General features: G+C 70.3%; 13 protein-coding genes. 10 read left to right on the plus strand and 3 right to left on the minus strand.

The genetic code is table 11. The annotated features are described in order from the left end of the window. The first annotated feature begins 88 nt into the window (after positions 1-88). Genes ACZ7PG_RS19455 through ACZ7PG_RS19470 form a run of 4 tightly spaced genes read left to right on the plus strand, consistent with a single transcriptional unit; the run spans position 89 to position 5,190 of the window. Positions 89-1,387, plus strand: coding sequence for an ABC transporter substrate-binding protein (locus ACZ7PG_RS19455; RefSeq protein WP_470240407.1), 1,299 nt, complete (start codon positions 89-91; stop codon positions 1,385-1,387). A 1-nt stretch (position 1,388) separates the two neighbouring features. Next, positions 1,389-2,306: a carbohydrate ABC transporter permease gene (locus tag ACZ7PG_RS19460; protein ID WP_470240408.1), complete on the plus strand. Its 918-nt coding sequence runs from the start codon at positions 1,389-1,391 to the stop codon at positions 2,304-2,306. After that, a complete protein-coding gene (locus tag ACZ7PG_RS19465) occupies positions 2,303-3,124 on the plus strand; it encodes a carbohydrate ABC transporter permease (RefSeq protein WP_470240409.1) in 822 nt (273 codons plus the stop codon). The genes ACZ7PG_RS19460 and ACZ7PG_RS19465 overlap by 4 nt, the downstream gene beginning before the upstream one ends. Positions 3,125-3,138: 14 nt before the next feature. Beyond that, positions 3,139-5,190: an alpha-galactosidase gene (locus tag ACZ7PG_RS19470; protein WP_470240410.1), complete on the plus strand. Its 2,052-nt coding sequence runs from the start codon at positions 3,139-3,141 to the stop codon at positions 5,188-5,190. Here ACZ7PG_RS19470 and ACZ7PG_RS19475 read toward each other — a convergent pair. The 3 genes from ACZ7PG_RS19475 to ACZ7PG_RS19485 are packed head-to-tail and all read right to left on the minus strand — an operon-like array spanning position 5,142 to position 7,658. Further along, positions 5,142-6,146: a lactonase family protein gene (locus ACZ7PG_RS19475; protein WP_470240411.1), complete on the minus strand. Its 1,005-nt coding sequence runs from the start codon at positions 6,144-6,146 to the stop codon at positions 5,142-5,144. The genes ACZ7PG_RS19470 and ACZ7PG_RS19475 overlap by 49 nt on opposite strands. Next, on the minus strand, positions 6,139-6,756 hold the full coding sequence (locus ACZ7PG_RS19480) for a bifunctional 4-hydroxy-2-oxoglutarate aldolase/2-dehydro-3-deoxy-phosphogluconate aldolase (protein ID WP_470240412.1): 618 nt from the start codon (positions 6,754-6,756) through the stop codon (positions 6,139-6,141). The genes ACZ7PG_RS19475 and ACZ7PG_RS19480 overlap by 8 nt, the downstream gene beginning before the upstream one ends. Beyond that, positions 6,753-7,658 (minus strand): sugar kinase, encoded by a 906-nt coding sequence (locus ACZ7PG_RS19485; protein WP_470240413.1) that lies wholly within the window; start codon positions 7,656-7,658, stop codon positions 6,753-6,755. The genes ACZ7PG_RS19480 and ACZ7PG_RS19485 overlap by 4 nt, the downstream gene beginning before the upstream one ends. A gap of 124 nt (positions 7,659-7,782) precedes the next feature. Here ACZ7PG_RS19485 and ACZ7PG_RS19490 point away from each other — a divergent pair, with 124 nt between their 5' ends. From ACZ7PG_RS19490 to ACZ7PG_RS19515, 6 genes are all read left to right on the plus strand, one after another. Beyond that, positions 7,783-9,828 carry a DUF8189 domain-containing protein gene (locus ACZ7PG_RS19490; RefSeq protein WP_470240414.1) on the plus strand — a complete coding sequence of 682 codons (2,046 nt, stop codon included), beginning with the start codon at positions 7,783-7,785 and terminating at the stop codon, positions 9,826-9,828. A gap of 14 nt (positions 9,829-9,842) precedes the next feature. After that, positions 9,843-10,526: an SDR family NAD(P)-dependent oxidoreductase gene (locus ACZ7PG_RS19495; protein ID WP_470240415.1), complete on the plus strand. Its 684-nt coding sequence runs from the start codon at positions 9,843-9,845 to the stop codon at positions 10,524-10,526. A gap of 13 nt (positions 10,527-10,539) precedes the next feature. Then, positions 10,540-11,685 (plus strand): galactonate dehydratase, encoded by a 1,146-nt coding sequence (gene dgoD, locus ACZ7PG_RS19500; RefSeq protein WP_470240416.1) that lies wholly within the window; start codon positions 10,540-10,542, stop codon positions 11,683-11,685. Further along, complete coding sequence (locus ACZ7PG_RS19505) at positions 11,679-12,521, plus strand: DUF4380 domain-containing protein (protein ID WP_470240417.1); 843 nt, start codon at positions 11,679-11,681, stop codon at positions 12,519-12,521. Before dgoD ends, ACZ7PG_RS19505 begins: the two co-directional genes overlap by 7 nt. Beyond that, on the plus strand, positions 12,518-13,945 hold the full coding sequence (gene purB, locus ACZ7PG_RS19510) for an adenylosuccinate lyase (protein ID WP_470240418.1): 1,428 nt from the start codon (positions 12,518-12,520) through the stop codon (positions 13,943-13,945). The genes ACZ7PG_RS19505 and purB overlap by 4 nt, the downstream gene beginning before the upstream one ends. Before the next feature lie 102 nt (positions 13,946-14,047). Continuing rightward, positions 14,048-14,866 carry a substrate-binding periplasmic protein gene (locus tag ACZ7PG_RS19515; RefSeq protein WP_470240419.1) on the plus strand — a complete coding sequence of 273 codons (819 nt, stop codon included), beginning with the start codon at positions 14,048-14,050 and terminating at the stop codon, positions 14,864-14,866. The last annotated feature ends 146 nt before the right edge of the window (positions 14,867-15,012 follow it).

The raw sequence follows: 15,012 nt of genomic DNA on the forward strand, positions 1-15,012 counted from the left end.
ATGAATACATCTTGACACCGGCGTCGCCCGGTTGCACTCTTTGGCAGCAGTCACGCCCGTGCGGGCACCAAGACAAAGGGGTCACGACATGACGAGTGCAGGCCTGTCCCGCCGCCGTTTCCTGCGCAACACGGGCCTCGCCGGGCTGGGCGCCATCGGCTCGGGCAGCTTCCTCGCCGCCTGCGCCACCTCCGCGAACTCCGGCCCGGTCAAGCAGGCCGCCGGCGCGGTCACCGTCCAGTCGAACCTGTCCTCGCCCGAGGCGAAGAAGGCGATCGAGGCGCTGGCCCAGGCGTTCGGCGCGAAGGGCGGCGCGACGGCGACGGTCAACACCGTCGCGTCGGAGACCTTCCGCACCCAGCTGCCCAGCTACCTCACCGCGGCCACCCCGCCGGACACCTTCACGTGGTACCCGGGTTCGCTGCTGTCCGGCTACGCGCGCAAGGGCCTGCTGCTCGACGTCGGCGACGTCTGGCAGACCATGGGCGACTACAGCGCCGCGTTCCGCGCGCTCTCCGGCGACGGCGCCGGGCACCAGGTCTTCGTCCCCACGTCCTACTACTGGTGGGGCTTCTTCTACCGCAAGTCCAACTTCGCGAAGTGGGGCGTGCGGCCGCCGACGAACTGGACCGAGTTCCTCGCGCTGTGCGAAACCCTGAAGGGCAAGGGGATCTCGCCGATCGGGCTCGGCGCGGGCGGCACCACGCCGTGGACCGCGTCCGCCTGGTTCGACTACCTGAACATCCGGATCAACGGCGCGCCCTTCCACCGCGAGCTGCTCGCCGGCAAGCAGCGCTTCGACGACCCGCGCGTCAAGAAGATCTTCGACCCGTGGCGCCAGGCCCTGCCGTACTTCGACCCGAACGGCACCGCGATCGCGTTCCAGGACGCCACGACCGTGCTGCTGCAGGGCCGCACCGGCATGGTGCTGACCGGCACGTTCTTCGCTGACGCCGCCCCGAAGGACGCGCTCGACGACCTCGACTTCTTCCAGTTCCCGATTCTCGACCCGGCCGTCCCGGTCGCGGAGGAGGGCCCGACCGACGGCTTCTTCGCCAGCGCGCGCACCGCGCACGTCGCGGAGGTCAAGGAGTGGTTCAAGTACGTCGCGACGGCCGAGGCGCAGGAGCTCTACATCGAGAACTCCTCCGGCACGGTCCTGCCGACCAACCCGAAGGCCAAGGACAACGGCACGCCGCTGGTCCAAAAGGGACGCAAGATGCTCGCGGACGCCAAGGAGATCACGCAGTTCTTCAACCGCGACTCCTCCGACGCGCTGCAGCCGACCGCCGACGCCGCGCTGATCCGGTTCATCCAGAAGCCGAACGAGCTCGACTCGATCCTGAGCGACTGGCAGACCGCCGCGCAGAAGGTCTGGCAGTCCTGAGATGGCGGTGCTGACCGCTGACCGGCCGAAGACCGCGGCGCGGGCCCCGAAGCGCCGTCGCCGGATCTCTCCCGTGCTGCTGGCGTTCGTCCTGGTGCCCCTCCTCGTCGAGGGGTTCTGGGTGTTCTGGCCGGCGCTGCAGGGGTTCTACCTGGCGCTGACGAACTGGGACGGCGTCTCGGCGCCCACGTTCGTCGGTCTCGGGAACTTCGCCGAGATGTTCTCCGACGACATCTTCAAGACCGCCGCGCTCGACACGGTGATCTGGCTCGTGCTCTTCGGTGGCCTCTCGGCCGTCGGGGGGCTCGCGCTGGCGGCGTTGCTGCAGAAGGAACGCCGTGGCGTCGGGTTCTACCGGGCCGCGCTGTTCACGCCGGTGGTCTTCTCGCTGGTCGCGACGTCGCTGATCTGGCAGGTGATCTACCAGCCGGACGGCGTCTTCAACAAGGTGCTCGGTGCGATCGGGCTCGGCGGCTGGCAGCACGCGTGGCTCGCCGACCCGAAGACGGCGCTGTACGCGGTGCTCGTCCCGGCGCTGTGGCGGCAGCTCGGCTACGTCATGGTGCTGTACCTGGCCGGGCTCAAGGGCATCGACCCGGCGCTGTACGAGGCGGCCAAGCTGGACGGCGCGACGGCGTGGCAGCAGTTCCGCAACGTCACCTGGCCGCAGCTGCGCAGCGTCAACTCCGTGGTCCTGTCGGTGATCATCATCGACTCGCTGCGGTCGTTCGACGTCATCTGGTCGATGACGAAGGGCGGGCCATACCACTCGTCCGAGGTGCTCAGCACGTACATGTACGCGACGGCGTTCCAGTCGCTGCGCCTCGGCTACGCGTCCGCGCTGGCCGTGGTGATCTTCGTGCTGGCGTTCGGCGTGATCGTGACCTACCTCGTGCGCGCTTTCCGGGAGGACTCGTGAGGAGGACCCGGACCTTCGGGTTCCACCTGCTCGCGGGTGGGCTTTCGGTGCTGTGGCTGCTGCCGATCCTGCTGGTGCTCACGACGAGCGTCCGCACGTTCTCCGACATCGCGTCGAACGGGCTGGGCGCGCTGCCCGCGTCGTTCTCGCTCGACGGGTTCGGGCAGGCGTGGGGCGAGGGCGGCGGCGGGCACGCGATGCTCAACAGCCTGCTCGTGACGATCCCGACCGTGCTGCTCGCGCTGCTGCTCAGCTCGGCGGCGGCGTTCGCGCTGAGCCGGTACGAGATCCCGTTCCGCCGCACGATCATCCTGGTGATGCTGGCGGGAAACCTGCTGCCGCCGCAGATCCTGCTCGTGCCGGTGGCGAAGCTGGCCGAGCTGCTGGGCATCTACGACACGCTGACGGCGCTGATCGTCGTGCAGGTCGGGTTCGGGCTCGGCTTCTACACGTTCGTGCTGCAGGGGTTCATGCGGTCGATCCCGGGTGAGATCCAGCAAGCGGCGCTGATCGACGGCGCCGGCGTCGCGCAGATCTTCTGGCGGATCATCCTGCCGATGACCCGCCCGGCGCTGGCGGCGCTCGGCGCGCTGGCGTTCACCTGGACGTTCAACGACCTGCTGTGGTCGATCACCGTGCTGCGCACCGGGACGGTGATGCCGGTGACGCCGGCGCTGCTCGGCCTGCAGGGGCAGTACGTGTCCAACTGGAACGTGATCGCCGCGGGCTCGGTGATCGCCGCGGTGCCGACCGTCGCGGTGTTCCTGCGGTTCCAGAAGCACTTCATCTCGGGACTGGCGATCGGGGCGATCAAGTGACGTGGACAGTGCCGATGAAGTCCACTTCGTACACCGTGGCGCTGGATCCGTCCCGCCGGTGGGCGGAACTGGTGGCGTGGGGGCCGTCCGGGATCGAGGACGGGCCATCGGTGTTCACGAACGCGGGCGACGTCCACTTCATCACCGAGGCCGACGCGGCGCCGGTCGAGTACGCACCGCTGGGTCTGCGGCCGTTCTCCGGCGCGGACGTCGCGGTGCGGGGCGGTTCGTGGTGGCGGTTCGACGACGTCTCCTCTGCTTCTGACCTGCGCTTGTCCTTTGTGGACGAAGTATCTGGGCTGCGCGCGGTGCTCTGCTATCGGCCGGTACCTTCGACGGACGTGCTCACCCGGTGGGTCGAGTTCGAAAACACCGGTTCGTCGACGCTGGAGTTCGACCGGCTGGGCTCGGCGGGTGTCTGCATCCCGACGGTGTCCGGCGCTCGGCTGACGTACTTGACCGGGCAGTGGTCGCAGGAGTTCACGCGCCAGTCCGTTTCCCTGCCGGCCGGCGGTTTCCGGATGGAAAGCCGGTTCGGCGTCCCGGGGCACGCTCATGTGCCGTGGCTCGCGGTGCAAGATTCTTCAGGCGGCCCCGCATTCGGCGTTTCCCTGGAGTGGCCCGGGTCGTGGTCGATCGAGGCGGACGTCGAGCCTTCGGGCCTGACGCGCGTCCGAGCGGGGCGGCTGCCTTCGCCGGGGCCGATCTTGCTGGAACCCGGCGCCTCTCTGACAACTCCCGCTGTCGCGCTGGCGTCCAGTGTGGACGGACTGTCGGGCCTTGCGTCGGTCTGGCACGACTACGACCGCGTGCTGGCCGGCTCGCGGTGGCAGCGTCCGCGTCCAGTGCTCTACAACTCGTGGGAAGCGACCGGGTTCGACGTCCGGAGCGCGCCCCAGCTGGAGCTGGCGAAGCGAGCGGCGGACATCGGCGTCGAGCTGTTCGTGGTGGACGACGGCTGGTTCACCGGCCGCGACGACGACACCGGCGGCCTCGGTGACTGGACTCCCGCGGACGAGTCGTTCGGGGAGTTCGTCGAGTCGGTGCGGGAGCTGGGCCTGGAGTTCGGCCTGTGGGTCGAGCCGGAGGCGGTCAGCCCGAAGTCGCGGCTGTACGCGTCGCATCCGGACTGGGTGTATCGGATCGACGGGCGTCCGCTCACGTTGATCCGCAACCAGCTGCTGCTGGACCTTGGGCTGCCCGACGTTGTTTCTTTTGTCAAGTCCACTTTGGACTCGTTGTTGTCGACGTATCCGATCTCGTACCTGAAGTGGGACATGAACCGTCCCCCGACGGAGCGCGGCCGCCCGGGTGCGCCGGACGCGGACCTGGACGCCGAGCACGTGGCGGGGTACTTGTCGGTGCTGGACCACTTGCGTGCTGTGCACCCGCACGTGACGATCGAGGCGTGCGCGGGCGGCGGCGGCCGGACGGACCTGGCAACGGTCGCGCGCACGGACGTCGTCTGGCCGAGCGACAACACCGGGCCGTTGGACCGGCTGGCGATCCAGGACGGGTTCCTGCTGATGCACGCGCCGCACCTGATGAGTTCGTGGGTGACGGACTCGTCGGGCATCTTCGACCCGCGGCCCCGGTCGCTGCGGTTCCGTTTCGTGACGGCGATGGCCGGGGTACTGGGGATCGGCGCGGACCTGTCTCGCTGGACTTCGTCACAGCATGCTGAAGCGGCTTCGCTGATCGCTGTGTACAAGTCGATCCGTTCGGTCATTCACCACGGCGTCGCGCGGGTGCTGGCCGGCCCGTCATCCCCGACGGCGGCAACGCAGTACACGTCCGAGGACGGCGACACGGTGGTCGTGCTGGCGTGGAGCACGGGCTCTCTGACGGGGGCGCCGCTGGTGCCGGGCCGGTCGTCGCGGGTGCGTCTTTCCTTGCCCGCGGACGCGTCCTATGTGGACGAAAAGGGATCCCGGTACTCAGGAGCGCACCTGAAGTACGCGGGCCTCCCGTTCGACTGGACCACAGACCACGACGCGGACATCGTGATCCTGCGCCGTCAGGGCAGTGACACCGGCAGCACGAACGTCGGCGACCCCGTCGGGTAGTGCTTCAGGTCCGCCTCACCCGACGCCGTCAGCGTGAACGCCGTGATCGCGTCCTCCGACTGGGCCGCCACGTAACAAGTCCCGTCCACCAAGGCGAAGTGCCGTGGGTTCGCGCCGCAGGGCTGGTCCGCCACGACCAACGTCTCGTCGAGGGCGAACTCCGTCACGCAGTCCGGGCCGCGGTTCGACACGTACATCCGCGCGTCCGCCAGCTCCAGGTGGGCCACCAGGTTCGGCGTCACCGACGACAGCGTCGACGCCGTGACCGACTCCACCGCGAACGCGCCCGGGGACGTCTCGCGGACCGTCACCACGGTGCCGGCCAGCTCGCCCACCACGTACGCCAGATCCGTACCCGGCCGCCGGACCAGCTGGCGCGGGCCCGTTCCGGCAGGCAGCGACGACACGGCCAACGGCGCGAGAGCACCGTCGGAAGACAGCGTGTAGCTGCGGATCTCGTCCGTCCCCAGGTCGACCGCGCTCACGATCGAACTGTCGGGAGCCGGGACCGCCATGTGGACGTGCGCCGCCTCCTGACGATCGGCGTCAGGTCCGCTCCCGGTGTGCTGGACCAAGGCTGTCCGCGACTCCAGGGCACCGGAAGAAGTCAGCGAGAACACCGCCAGGCTGCCCCCGGTGTAGTTGGCGCACAACAGGAAGCGGCCGTCCGGCGTCACCGCCAGGTGACACGGGTGCGCGCCGCCCGTCTCCGAAGTGCCCAGCACCGACAACGCACCCGAGGGCGAAATGGACAACGCCGTGACCGCGCCCGAGGCGGTCTCGTTCGCCGCGTACAGCACCGGCAACGACGGGTGCCGCACCAGCCACGACGGTGACTCCATCGGCAGCGTCGCCACCTCGGAGAGCGCCCCGGACGCGGACCGCGAGAACGTCGTGATCCCCGTGCCGTTCCCCGCGTCGCCGGTGTAGCACCCGACGAAGACCAGCTCAGCCATGCGCGCTCCTCAACAGCGTCTCGACCCGGGCGGAAATCTCCGCGGGCGTGCCGCGGGTCAGCGCCGAGCCGACCCCGCACGCCACCGCGCCCGCCGCCAGCCAGCCTGGCACGTCCGCCGGTCCGATGCCGCCGGTGGGCACCAGTGGCGCCTGCGGGAGCGCCGCCCGCACGTCCGAAATCCACGATGGCCCGAGAGAAGAAGCCGGGAAAACCTTGACCGCGTCAGCACCTTCTTCCAGCGCCCGCACGATTTCGGTCACCGAACCCGCGCCGGGGAACGCCGCCGCGCCGTACCGGTGAGCGGTACGGATCACCGCCGCGTCCACCGACGGCGACACGAGGAACCGCGCGCCCGCGCGGATCGCCAGTACCGCCGACGCCTCGTCGAGCACCGTGCCGGCGCCGATCGTCGCGTCCGGGTAGGCCGCGGACAGCCCCGAGATCGCGTCCAGCGCTCCCGGGTTCGTCAGCGGCAGCTCGATCGAGCGCAGCCCGGCCTCCAAAGCCGCGCGCGCCGCCGAAACCGCCGACTCCGCGTCGTGCGTGCGCACGATCCCGACGACGCCCTGCCGCAGCGCCGCCGCCGTGATCTCCCAGCGATAGGTCATCGGTCCACCTCCGTGCCGAGCAGTGCCTTGGTGAGTTCGCGCCGGTCGGGCAGGCCTTCCAGGTCGGTCCGCGAGCCGACGACCAGCGCCGCGCACATCGCGCCCGCCCGCAGCGCTTCGTCCGGCGGTGCGCCCCGCAGCCACGCCGACAGGTACCCCGCCGTCAGCGCGTCCCCCGCGCCGACCGGGTCGACGACCCGCGTGACCAGGCTCGGCTGCGACCACGACCCGTCGGCCGTCACCGCCCGCGCGACCTTGTCCCGCTGCTTGACGACGACCGTCTGCGCCCGGCCGGCGAGCAGCGCGTCCGGCGTCTGCTCGAGCAGCTCGAGCTCGTCTTCTCCGGCGAACACCAGATCCGCCCTGGTCAGGAGGGGCCCGACGACCGAGCGCCAGCGATCCGCGGAAGCGAGCTTCAGTCGGACGTTCGGGTCGAAGGACACCCAAGCACCCGAAGCACGTGCGAGCGCGAAGAGCGCTTCGACCGCTTCGGACGACAGCATCGCCGTGATGCCGGAGACGTGGACGAGCCGAGCGCCGTCGAGACCCGCTTCACGCACGTACGCAGCCGAAAGGTGCGAAGCAGCGGAGCCGCTTCGGTGGTACTCGACGGTCTCGGTGTCCCGGATCAAGAACCCGGTGAAGCCGGACGAGTCGACTTCGACCTGCGAGACGTCGACGTCGTTCGCGCGCAGCGTCGCGAGGATCGAAGCACCGGACGGGTCGTCGCCGACGCGGCTCAGCCAGCGGACGCGGTGGCCGAGCCGGGCCAGGCCGACGGCGACGTTGGTCTCGGCGCCGGCGACGGACGACGTGAAGGTGTGAGCGCGCCGCAGCGCGACGCCGGGCTCGGCGAGCAGCAGCCGCATCGCCTCGCCGAGGGTGACGACTTCGGTGTTCATCGCCGACAGCATAGCGCGTGAAATCTTAATTTACGATTTATTCTTGACGGAGGACGAGACGCCCCGGCATGCTGCTCTCCGGCTCAGCTCGACGCTGTTTCATCGGAGAAGGGTGTCCGGCAACATGCTCTTGAAGAGATCCCTGGCGGTCGTAGCAGCGGCAACCGCCGCGCTGACCGCCGTAGCGATCCCGGCTCAAGCAACCCCGGCCGTGGACCAAGGCGCTCCCGACTACTACGACAGCGGGGTCGCGAAGACCCCGTACATGGGCTGGAACACCTACTACGGCCTCGGCGCGCCCAGCGAGGCGTCGGTGAAGTCCGTCGCGGACTTCCTCGTCTCCAGCGGCCTGCGCGACGCCGGCTACCGCTACGTCTGGATCGACGGCGGCTGGACCGCCCCGGACCCGCGAGACGCCCAGGGCAACCTCCACGAAGACATGGCCAAATTCCCGAGTGGACTGTCCACTTTGGTCAACTACCTGCACGGCAAGGGCCTCAAGGCCGGCATCTACACCGACGCGGGCGCCTCCGACGGCAAGAACTGCGCGGCCGGCTCCGGCGGCTACTACGAGCAGGACACCAAGCGGTTCGCGAACTGGAAGTTCGACGCCGTCAAGGTCGACTTCCTCTGCGGCATCGCCCAGAACCTCAAGCCCGCCGACGCGTTCTCGCAGTTCAGCAAGGCCCTCGCCAAGGCGGGCCGCCCGATGGTGCTGAACGTCTGCAACCCGGTCACCGACGAGTGGGGCACCCCGCACGGCCCGGACCAGGTCGCCGGCATCGCCTACAGCTACGGCCCGCTCGTCGCCGACTCGTGGCGCACCAGCACGGACATCGCGTTCGGCACGCCGTACGAGGGCATCTGGAAAGACGTCCTGCGCAACATGGACGCCAACGCCGCGCACCCCGAGGCGAACGGGCCGGGGCACTACAACGACCCCGACTACCTGATCCCGATGCGCAAGACCGAGCAGGGCACCTACGAGCTGAACGAGGAGGAGTCGACCACCCAGTTCGTCATGTGGGCGGAGATGGCCTCCCCGCTGATCCTCGGCTCGGACCCGCGCACGCTGCCCGCGTCGATGATCAGCACGCTGAAGAACCCGGAGATCGTCGGCGTCAACCAGGACCGGCTCGGCACGCAGGGCGTCCGCGTCGCGACGAACGGCAGCACCGACACCTACAGCAAGGTCCTCTCCCGCGACGGCGACCGCGCGGTGGTCCTGCTCAACCGCGGCGAGGCCCCGACGCAGATGACGGTGAACTTCGCCGACGCCGGGCTCAAGGGGCGAGTGTCCATTCGCGACCTCCGCGCCCGCGCCGACCGCGGCAGCGCGACCGGCTCGTACACGGTCACGGTCCCCGCGCACGGCACCGCGTTCCTCCGCCTGCACGGCACCGATCTCGTCCCGGGTGACGACCTCGGCGGCGACGCGTCCGCCAGCCCGGCGATCGTCCGCACCGGCGGCCAGACCGTGACGTTCTTCCGGGACCGCGACGGCTCCCTGCAGGTCAAGGGCCTCGACGGGCCGCGCCAGGTCGGCGGCAAGTTCCTCGGCCAGCCCGCCGCGGTCGCCACCTCGAAGGGCATCGACGTCTACGTCCGCGGTCTCGACGACGCGCTCTACCAGCGCAGCTACACGAAGAAGTGGGGCGACTGGAAGCGGCTCGGCGGGACGCTCACCGACTCGCCGTCCGTCACCAGCGACGGCACGGTCTTCGCGCGCGGCGCCGACGGCCAGGTCTGGCAGCGGACCAGCGCCGGTCAGTGGTCCGGTCTCGGCGCGCCCGGCGGCAAACCGATCTACGGCAGGCCCGGCGCGGCGACGTCCACCAGCGGCACGGTCGTCGCGGTCCGCACCGCCGACGACAGCGTCTGGACGCGCACGAAGACCGGGGATACCTGGTCGGACTGGACCGGCATCGGCGGCACGATCAGCAGCAGCCCGACGCTCGTCGCGGCCGGCGCGAAGGTCGCACTCACCGCGTCCGCGAGCGACTACTCGCTGTGGGCCAACGAGTGGTCCGGCTCATGGGCCGGCTGGTTCAAACGGCCGGAGTACCCGAGCGGGAGCATCGTGGGAACCCTCGGCGCCGCGTCCGACGGCGCGTCGCTGTGGTTCGCCGCCCGCGGGCCGGACGACCATGTCCACGTAGCCGAGTTCTAGGAACAGGAGAGGCGATGTCCACGCGCACCGCGGTGGTGACCGGAGCGGCGTCCGGGATCGGGCTGGCGACGGCCCGGAAGCTGCTCGACGACGGCTACCGCGTGCTGGGCGTGGACATCGCCGAACTCCCCGACGGCGTCACGCCGATCCGGGGATCGGTCAGCGACGAAACGACCTGGGCGGACATCGGCGAGGTGGACGCACTGGTCAGCAACGCCTACGTGCCGAGCACCGGGCCGCTGCACGAGATCGATCTCGCCGAGTGGCAGCGGCAGCTCGACGTCAACCTGACCGGCACGTACCTCGCCCTGAAAGCGTGCCTGCCGTCGCTGCGCAAGAACGGCGGCGCGGTCGTGCTGGTCTCGTCGGTGCACGCGCACTTCGGGCTGCCGGGCCACCCCGCGTACGCCGCCAGCAAGGGCGCGCTGGTCGCGCTGGCCCGGCAGCTGGCCGTCGAATACGCCCCGGCCGTGCGGGTCAACTCCGTCCTGCCGGGGCCGGTGCTCACCGAGGCCTGGAACCGCATCTCGCCGGCGGACCGCGAACGCAGCGCCCAGGCGACCCCGGCGGGCCGGCTCGGCGACCCGGCGGAGGTGGCGAACGTGATCGCGTTCCTGCTCTCGGACGCCGCGTCGTTCGTCACCGGAGCCGAGCTGACCGTCGACGGCGGCTGGTCCGCCGCCAAGGATTCCGCGTAGATGGGGGACACGGGTGAAGATCACCGGGGTTGAAACGTTTCTGGTCGCGCCGCGCTGGCTCTTCCTCAAGGTCAGCACGGACGAGGGCATCAGCGGCTGGGGCGAGCCCGTGGTCGAGGGCCGCGCGGAGACCGTGCGCGCGGCCGTGCACGAGCTGTCCGAGCTGGTGATCGGCCAGGACCCGCTGCGCATCGAGGACCATTGGCAGGTGCTGCGCCGCGGCGGTTTCTACCGCGGCGGGCCGGTGCTTTCCAGCGCGTTGGCCGGCTTCGACCACGCGCTGTGGGACATCGCCGGCAAGGCTCGCAACACGCCCGTGCACGAGCTGCTCGGCGGCCCGGTCCGCGACCGCGTCCGGGTCTACAGCTGGGTCGGCGGCGACCGCCCGTCCGGCATCCGCGAGGCGGTGACCGCGCAGGTCGAGGCCGGGTTCACGGCCGTGAAGATGAACGTCGCCGGGCCGCTGACCGCGATCGCGTCACCCGCCGAGGCCGATGCCGCGGTGGCGCGTGCCTGGGAAGCGCGGGAGGTGCTCGGCCCGCACCGCGACCTGGCGATCGACTTCCACGGCCGCGTCTCGCCCGCGATGGCGCGGCGGCTGGTCAAGCTCCTCGAAGACGTCCAGCCGATGTTCGTCGAGGAACCGGTCCTGCCGGAGACGCAGGGTGACGCCCTGCGCCGGGTCGTCGAGGCCTCGACCGTGCCGGTCGCGGTCGGCGAGCGGCTCTACTCGCGCTGGGAGTTCAAGCCGGTGCTCGACGCGGGCGTCGCGGTGCTCCAGCCCGACCCGTCGCACGCCGGCGGCATCTCCGAGCTGCGGCGGATCGGCGCGCTCGCCGAGGTCTACGGCGCGTCGCTGGCGCCGCACTGCCCGCTCGGGCCGATCTCCCTGGCCGCGTCCCTGCAGGTCGCCTTCGCGACGCCGAACTTCCTGATCCAGGAGCAGAGCATCGGCATGCACTACCACGAGGGCCGCGAGCACGCGTACCTCACGGATCCGTCGATCTTCGCCTTCCAGGACGGCTACGCGGCCCGCCCGCTCGGGCCCGGCCTCGGCATCGAGGTCGACGAAGCGGCGGTCCGGCGCGCCGACGAGGTCGGCCACACCTGGCGCTCGCCGGTGTGGCGCCACGACGACGGCGGTCTCGCCGAATGGTGACCTGGCTCGACCGCGGCGACCTGCGGCTCGGCCTGGTGCCGGAACTCGGCGGCCGGCTGCTGTCGGTGCGCCACCGCGGCGTCGAACTGTTGTGGCGCAACGACGACCTGCTCGACGACGACCTGCGCGGCGAGTACGCGCCGAACTCCGGGCGGATGGGCGACTGGGTCAACTACGGCGGCGACAAGACGTGGCCGGCGCCGCAGGGCTGGTCCGGCCCGGACGAATGGGCCGGCCCACCGGACCCGGTCCTCGACTCCGGGCCGTACGCCGTGGCCACCGACGGCGACACGGTGACGATGACCAGCGCCCCGGACCCGCGTACCGGGCTGCGGTTCACCCGCGTGGTCACGATCCTCGACGACGGCTACCGGCTGGACCTGCGCGCGGAGAACGTGTCCGGGCGGCGGGTGCGCTGGGCGCTGTGGAACGTGACCCAGCTCCCCGGCGGCGGCGAGGTCACCGCCGGGCTCAGCCGGCCGGACGTCGTCGCGCTGGTGGCCGGGACGGGCACGCCGGAGTACACAGTGGACGGTGACCGGCTGGTCGTGCCCGCTCAGGACGTCGTCGGGAAGCTGGGTGTGCCGGGCTCGTCGGGCTGGGTGACCTACGGCGCGTTGACACTCTCCTTCGACGTCGACCCGGCGGGCGAGTACCCGGACCAGGGCTCGCCGCTGGAGATCTGGCTGGAGCACCCGCTGCCGTCGCCGCTCGCGGAGCTGGGTGACCTGGATCCGCCCGCGCGGATCGTCGAGCTGGAGGTGCTCGGCCCGCTGACCGTGCTCGCCCCGGGTGCTGCAATGAGCCTGACCTGCACAGGTATCGTGAGGGCGTGACGGACAAGCCCCGCATTCCGAACGTGCTCGCCGCCCGCTACGCCTCGGCGGAGCTGGTCTCGCTCTGGTCGCCGGAGCAGAAGGTCGTCCTGGAGCGGCAGCTGTGGCTCGCCGTCCTCAAGGCGCAGAAAGACCTCGGCGTCGAGGTGCCCGATGGCGTGGTCGAAGACTACGAGCGCGTCGTCGCCACCGTCGACCTCGAGTCGATCGCGGCCCGGGAGCGCGTCACCCGTCACGACGTCAAGGCCCGTATCGAGGAGTTCAGCGACCTCGCCGGGCAGGAGCACGTCCACAAGGGCATGACCTCGCGCGACCTCACCGAGAACGTCGAACAGCTGCAGCTGCTCCGCTCGCTGGAGCTGGTGCGCACGCGCGTCGCCGCCGTGCTCGCCCGGCTGGCGGTGCTCGCCGTCGAGCACGCCGACACCGTCATGGCCGGGCGCTCGCACAACGTCGCCGCGCAGGCCACCACCCTCGGCAAGCGCTTCGCCACGGCGGCCGACGAGCTGCTCGTCGCGTTCGAGCGGCTCGACAACCTGATCGAGCGCTACCCGCTGCGCGGCATCAAGGGCCCGGTCGGCACCGCGCAGGACATGCTCGACCTCCTCGGCGACGAGTCCACTTTGGACGAGCTCGAGGACCGCGTCATGCAGCACCTCGGGTTCAACCAGCGGTTCGTCAGCGTCGGCCAGGTCTACCCGCGCTCGCTCGACTTCGACGTGCTGTCCACTGTGGTCCAGCTCGCGGCGGCGCCATCCAGCCTGGCCAAGACGATCCGGCTGATGGCCGGCCACGAGCTGGTCACCGAGGGCTTCAAGCCCGGCCAGGTCGGCTCGTCCGCCATGCCGCACAAGATGAACACGCGCTCGTGTGAGCGGGTGAACGGCCTCGCGGTCGTGCTGCGCGGCTACCTCTCCATGATCGGCGAGCTGGCCGGCGACCAGTGGAACGAGGGCGACGTCTCCGACTCGGTCGTCCGCCGCGTCGCGCTGCCGGACGCGTTCTTCGCGCTCGACGGCCTGCTGGAGACCTTCCTCACGGTCCTCGCCGAGTTCGGCGCCTTCCCGGCGGTCATCGAGCGTGAGCTCGATCGCTACCTGCCGTTCCTCACCACCACGAAGGTGCTCATGGCGTCGGTCCGCGCGGGCGTCGGACGTGAGACGGCCCACGAAGCGATCAAGGAGCACTCCGTCGCCGTCGCGCTGGAGATGCGGGAAGGTCGCGCCGAGAACGACCTCCTCGACCGCTTCGCCGCCGACGAGCGCATCCCGCTCGACCGCGGTGAGCTGGACAAGCTCCTCGCCGACCGGATTTCGTTCACCGGCACGGCCGGCCGTCAGGTCGAGCAGGTGGCCGAGCGCGTCGCGCGGGTGCTCGAGCGCTTCCCGGAGGCCGCGGGCTACGCGCCCCAGCCGATCCTGTGAGCTGACGCACCCGTCCACGGAGTGGAACGAATCCACACGAACGGGCGAAATCCCTAATCTCGATCGCTGACCCCAGAACGTACGTCTCCCCTGGAAGAAGCGATGAGATCCACGCTGTCCAAGATCGCCGCCGCCCTCACCGCGGGCGCGCTGACGCTGACCCTCGCCGCCTGCGGTGGTTCCGACGCGGGTTCGACCACCCTGCGCGTCGGGACCCTGAGCGACGCCCCGCCGTCGATCTACCTGGAGAACGGCCGGTTCACCGGCTACGACAACGAGTTGCTGCGCGACATCGCGAGCCGTGAGGGTTTCGAGGTCGAGTTCGTCGGCACGGAGTTCTCCAGCCTGCTGGCCGGTGTCGCGACCGGCAAGTTCGACATCGGCAGCTCGACGATCTCCAGCACCGAGGCGCGCAAGAAGACGGTCGCGTTCTCGAACGGCTACAACACCGGCTTCACCACGATCGTGACCGCGAAGGGCGCGAACCTGAAGGCCCCGACGTCGTTCGCGGGCAAGCGCCTCGGCGTCGTCCAGGGGTCGGTGCAGGACGAGTTCGCGGGCAAGACGGCCGGCGCGGAGGTCGTCCGCTTCCCCGACTACAACGCGGGTTTCGCGCAGCTGAAGAACGGCACGCTGGACGGCTGGGTCGTGCCGCAGGACATCGGCCAGAAGTACCTGGACCAGAACCCCGCGGTCCCGCTGGAGCTCGGCTACACGGTCGAGGACAAGGACACGCCATCGGCGTTCGCCGTCGCGAAGAACAACCCCGACCTGCTGAAGAAGCTCAACGACGGACTCGCGAAGGCGATCGCGGACGGTTCGGTCGCCCGCATCTACGGCCAGTTCTACAAGACGACGCCGCTGTCGAAGGAGCTTCAGCAGGGTGGCCCCGGGTTGCTCGTGAAGAACGTGAGTGCGTGACATGAGGAAGCTGATCGTCACCGCGCTGGCCGCCATCGACGTTCGTGGCTCGGATGGCGCTTTCCCGCATCGAGCCCCGGCGGGCGTACTGATCTCGACAACGAGCGCGACTCCAGGTGCACCAGTCGCGAAACCGCGCTCAGCCG

The sequence above is a fragment of the Amycolatopsis sp. NPDC114504 genome (genome assembly GCF_055633595.1).

What these genes read in the sequence shown, in the direction of transcription:
- ACZ7PG_RS19485 (WP_470240413.1), bottom strand. Translation starts at nt 7,658, where the DNA reads ATGAACACCGAAGTCGTCACCCTCGGCGAGGCGATGCGGCTGCTGCTC.
- ACZ7PG_RS19470 (WP_470240410.1), top strand. Translation starts at nt 3,139, where the DNA reads ATGAAGTCCACTTCGTACACCGTGGCGCTGGATCCGTCCCGCCGGTGG.
- ACZ7PG_RS19490 (WP_470240414.1), top strand. Translation starts at nt 7,783, where the DNA reads ATGCTCTTGAAGAGATCCCTGGCGGTCGTAGCAGCGGCAACCGCCGCG.
- ACZ7PG_RS19475 (WP_470240411.1), bottom strand. Translation starts at nt 6,146, where the DNA reads ATGGCTGAGCTGGTCTTCGTCGGGTGCTACACCGGCGACGCGGGGAAC.
- ACZ7PG_RS19455 (WP_470240407.1), top strand. Translation starts at nt 89, where the DNA reads ATGACGAGTGCAGGCCTGTCCCGCCGCCGTTTCCTGCGCAACACGGGC.
- ACZ7PG_RS19480 (WP_470240412.1), bottom strand. Translation starts at nt 6,756, where the DNA reads ATGACCTATCGCTGGGAGATCACGGCGGCGGCGCTGCGGCAGGGCGTC.
- ACZ7PG_RS19515 (WP_470240419.1), top strand. Translation starts at nt 14,048, where the DNA reads ATGAGATCCACGCTGTCCAAGATCGCCGCCGCCCTCACCGCGGGCGCG.
- ACZ7PG_RS19460 (WP_470240408.1), top strand. Translation starts at nt 1,389, where the DNA reads ATGGCGGTGCTGACCGCTGACCGGCCGAAGACCGCGGCGCGGGCCCCG.
- ACZ7PG_RS19505 (WP_470240417.1), top strand. Translation starts at nt 11,679, where the DNA reads ATGGTGACCTGGCTCGACCGCGGCGACCTGCGGCTCGGCCTGGTGCCG.
- ACZ7PG_RS19495 (WP_470240415.1), top strand. Translation starts at nt 9,843, where the DNA reads ATGTCCACGCGCACCGCGGTGGTGACCGGAGCGGCGTCCGGGATCGGG.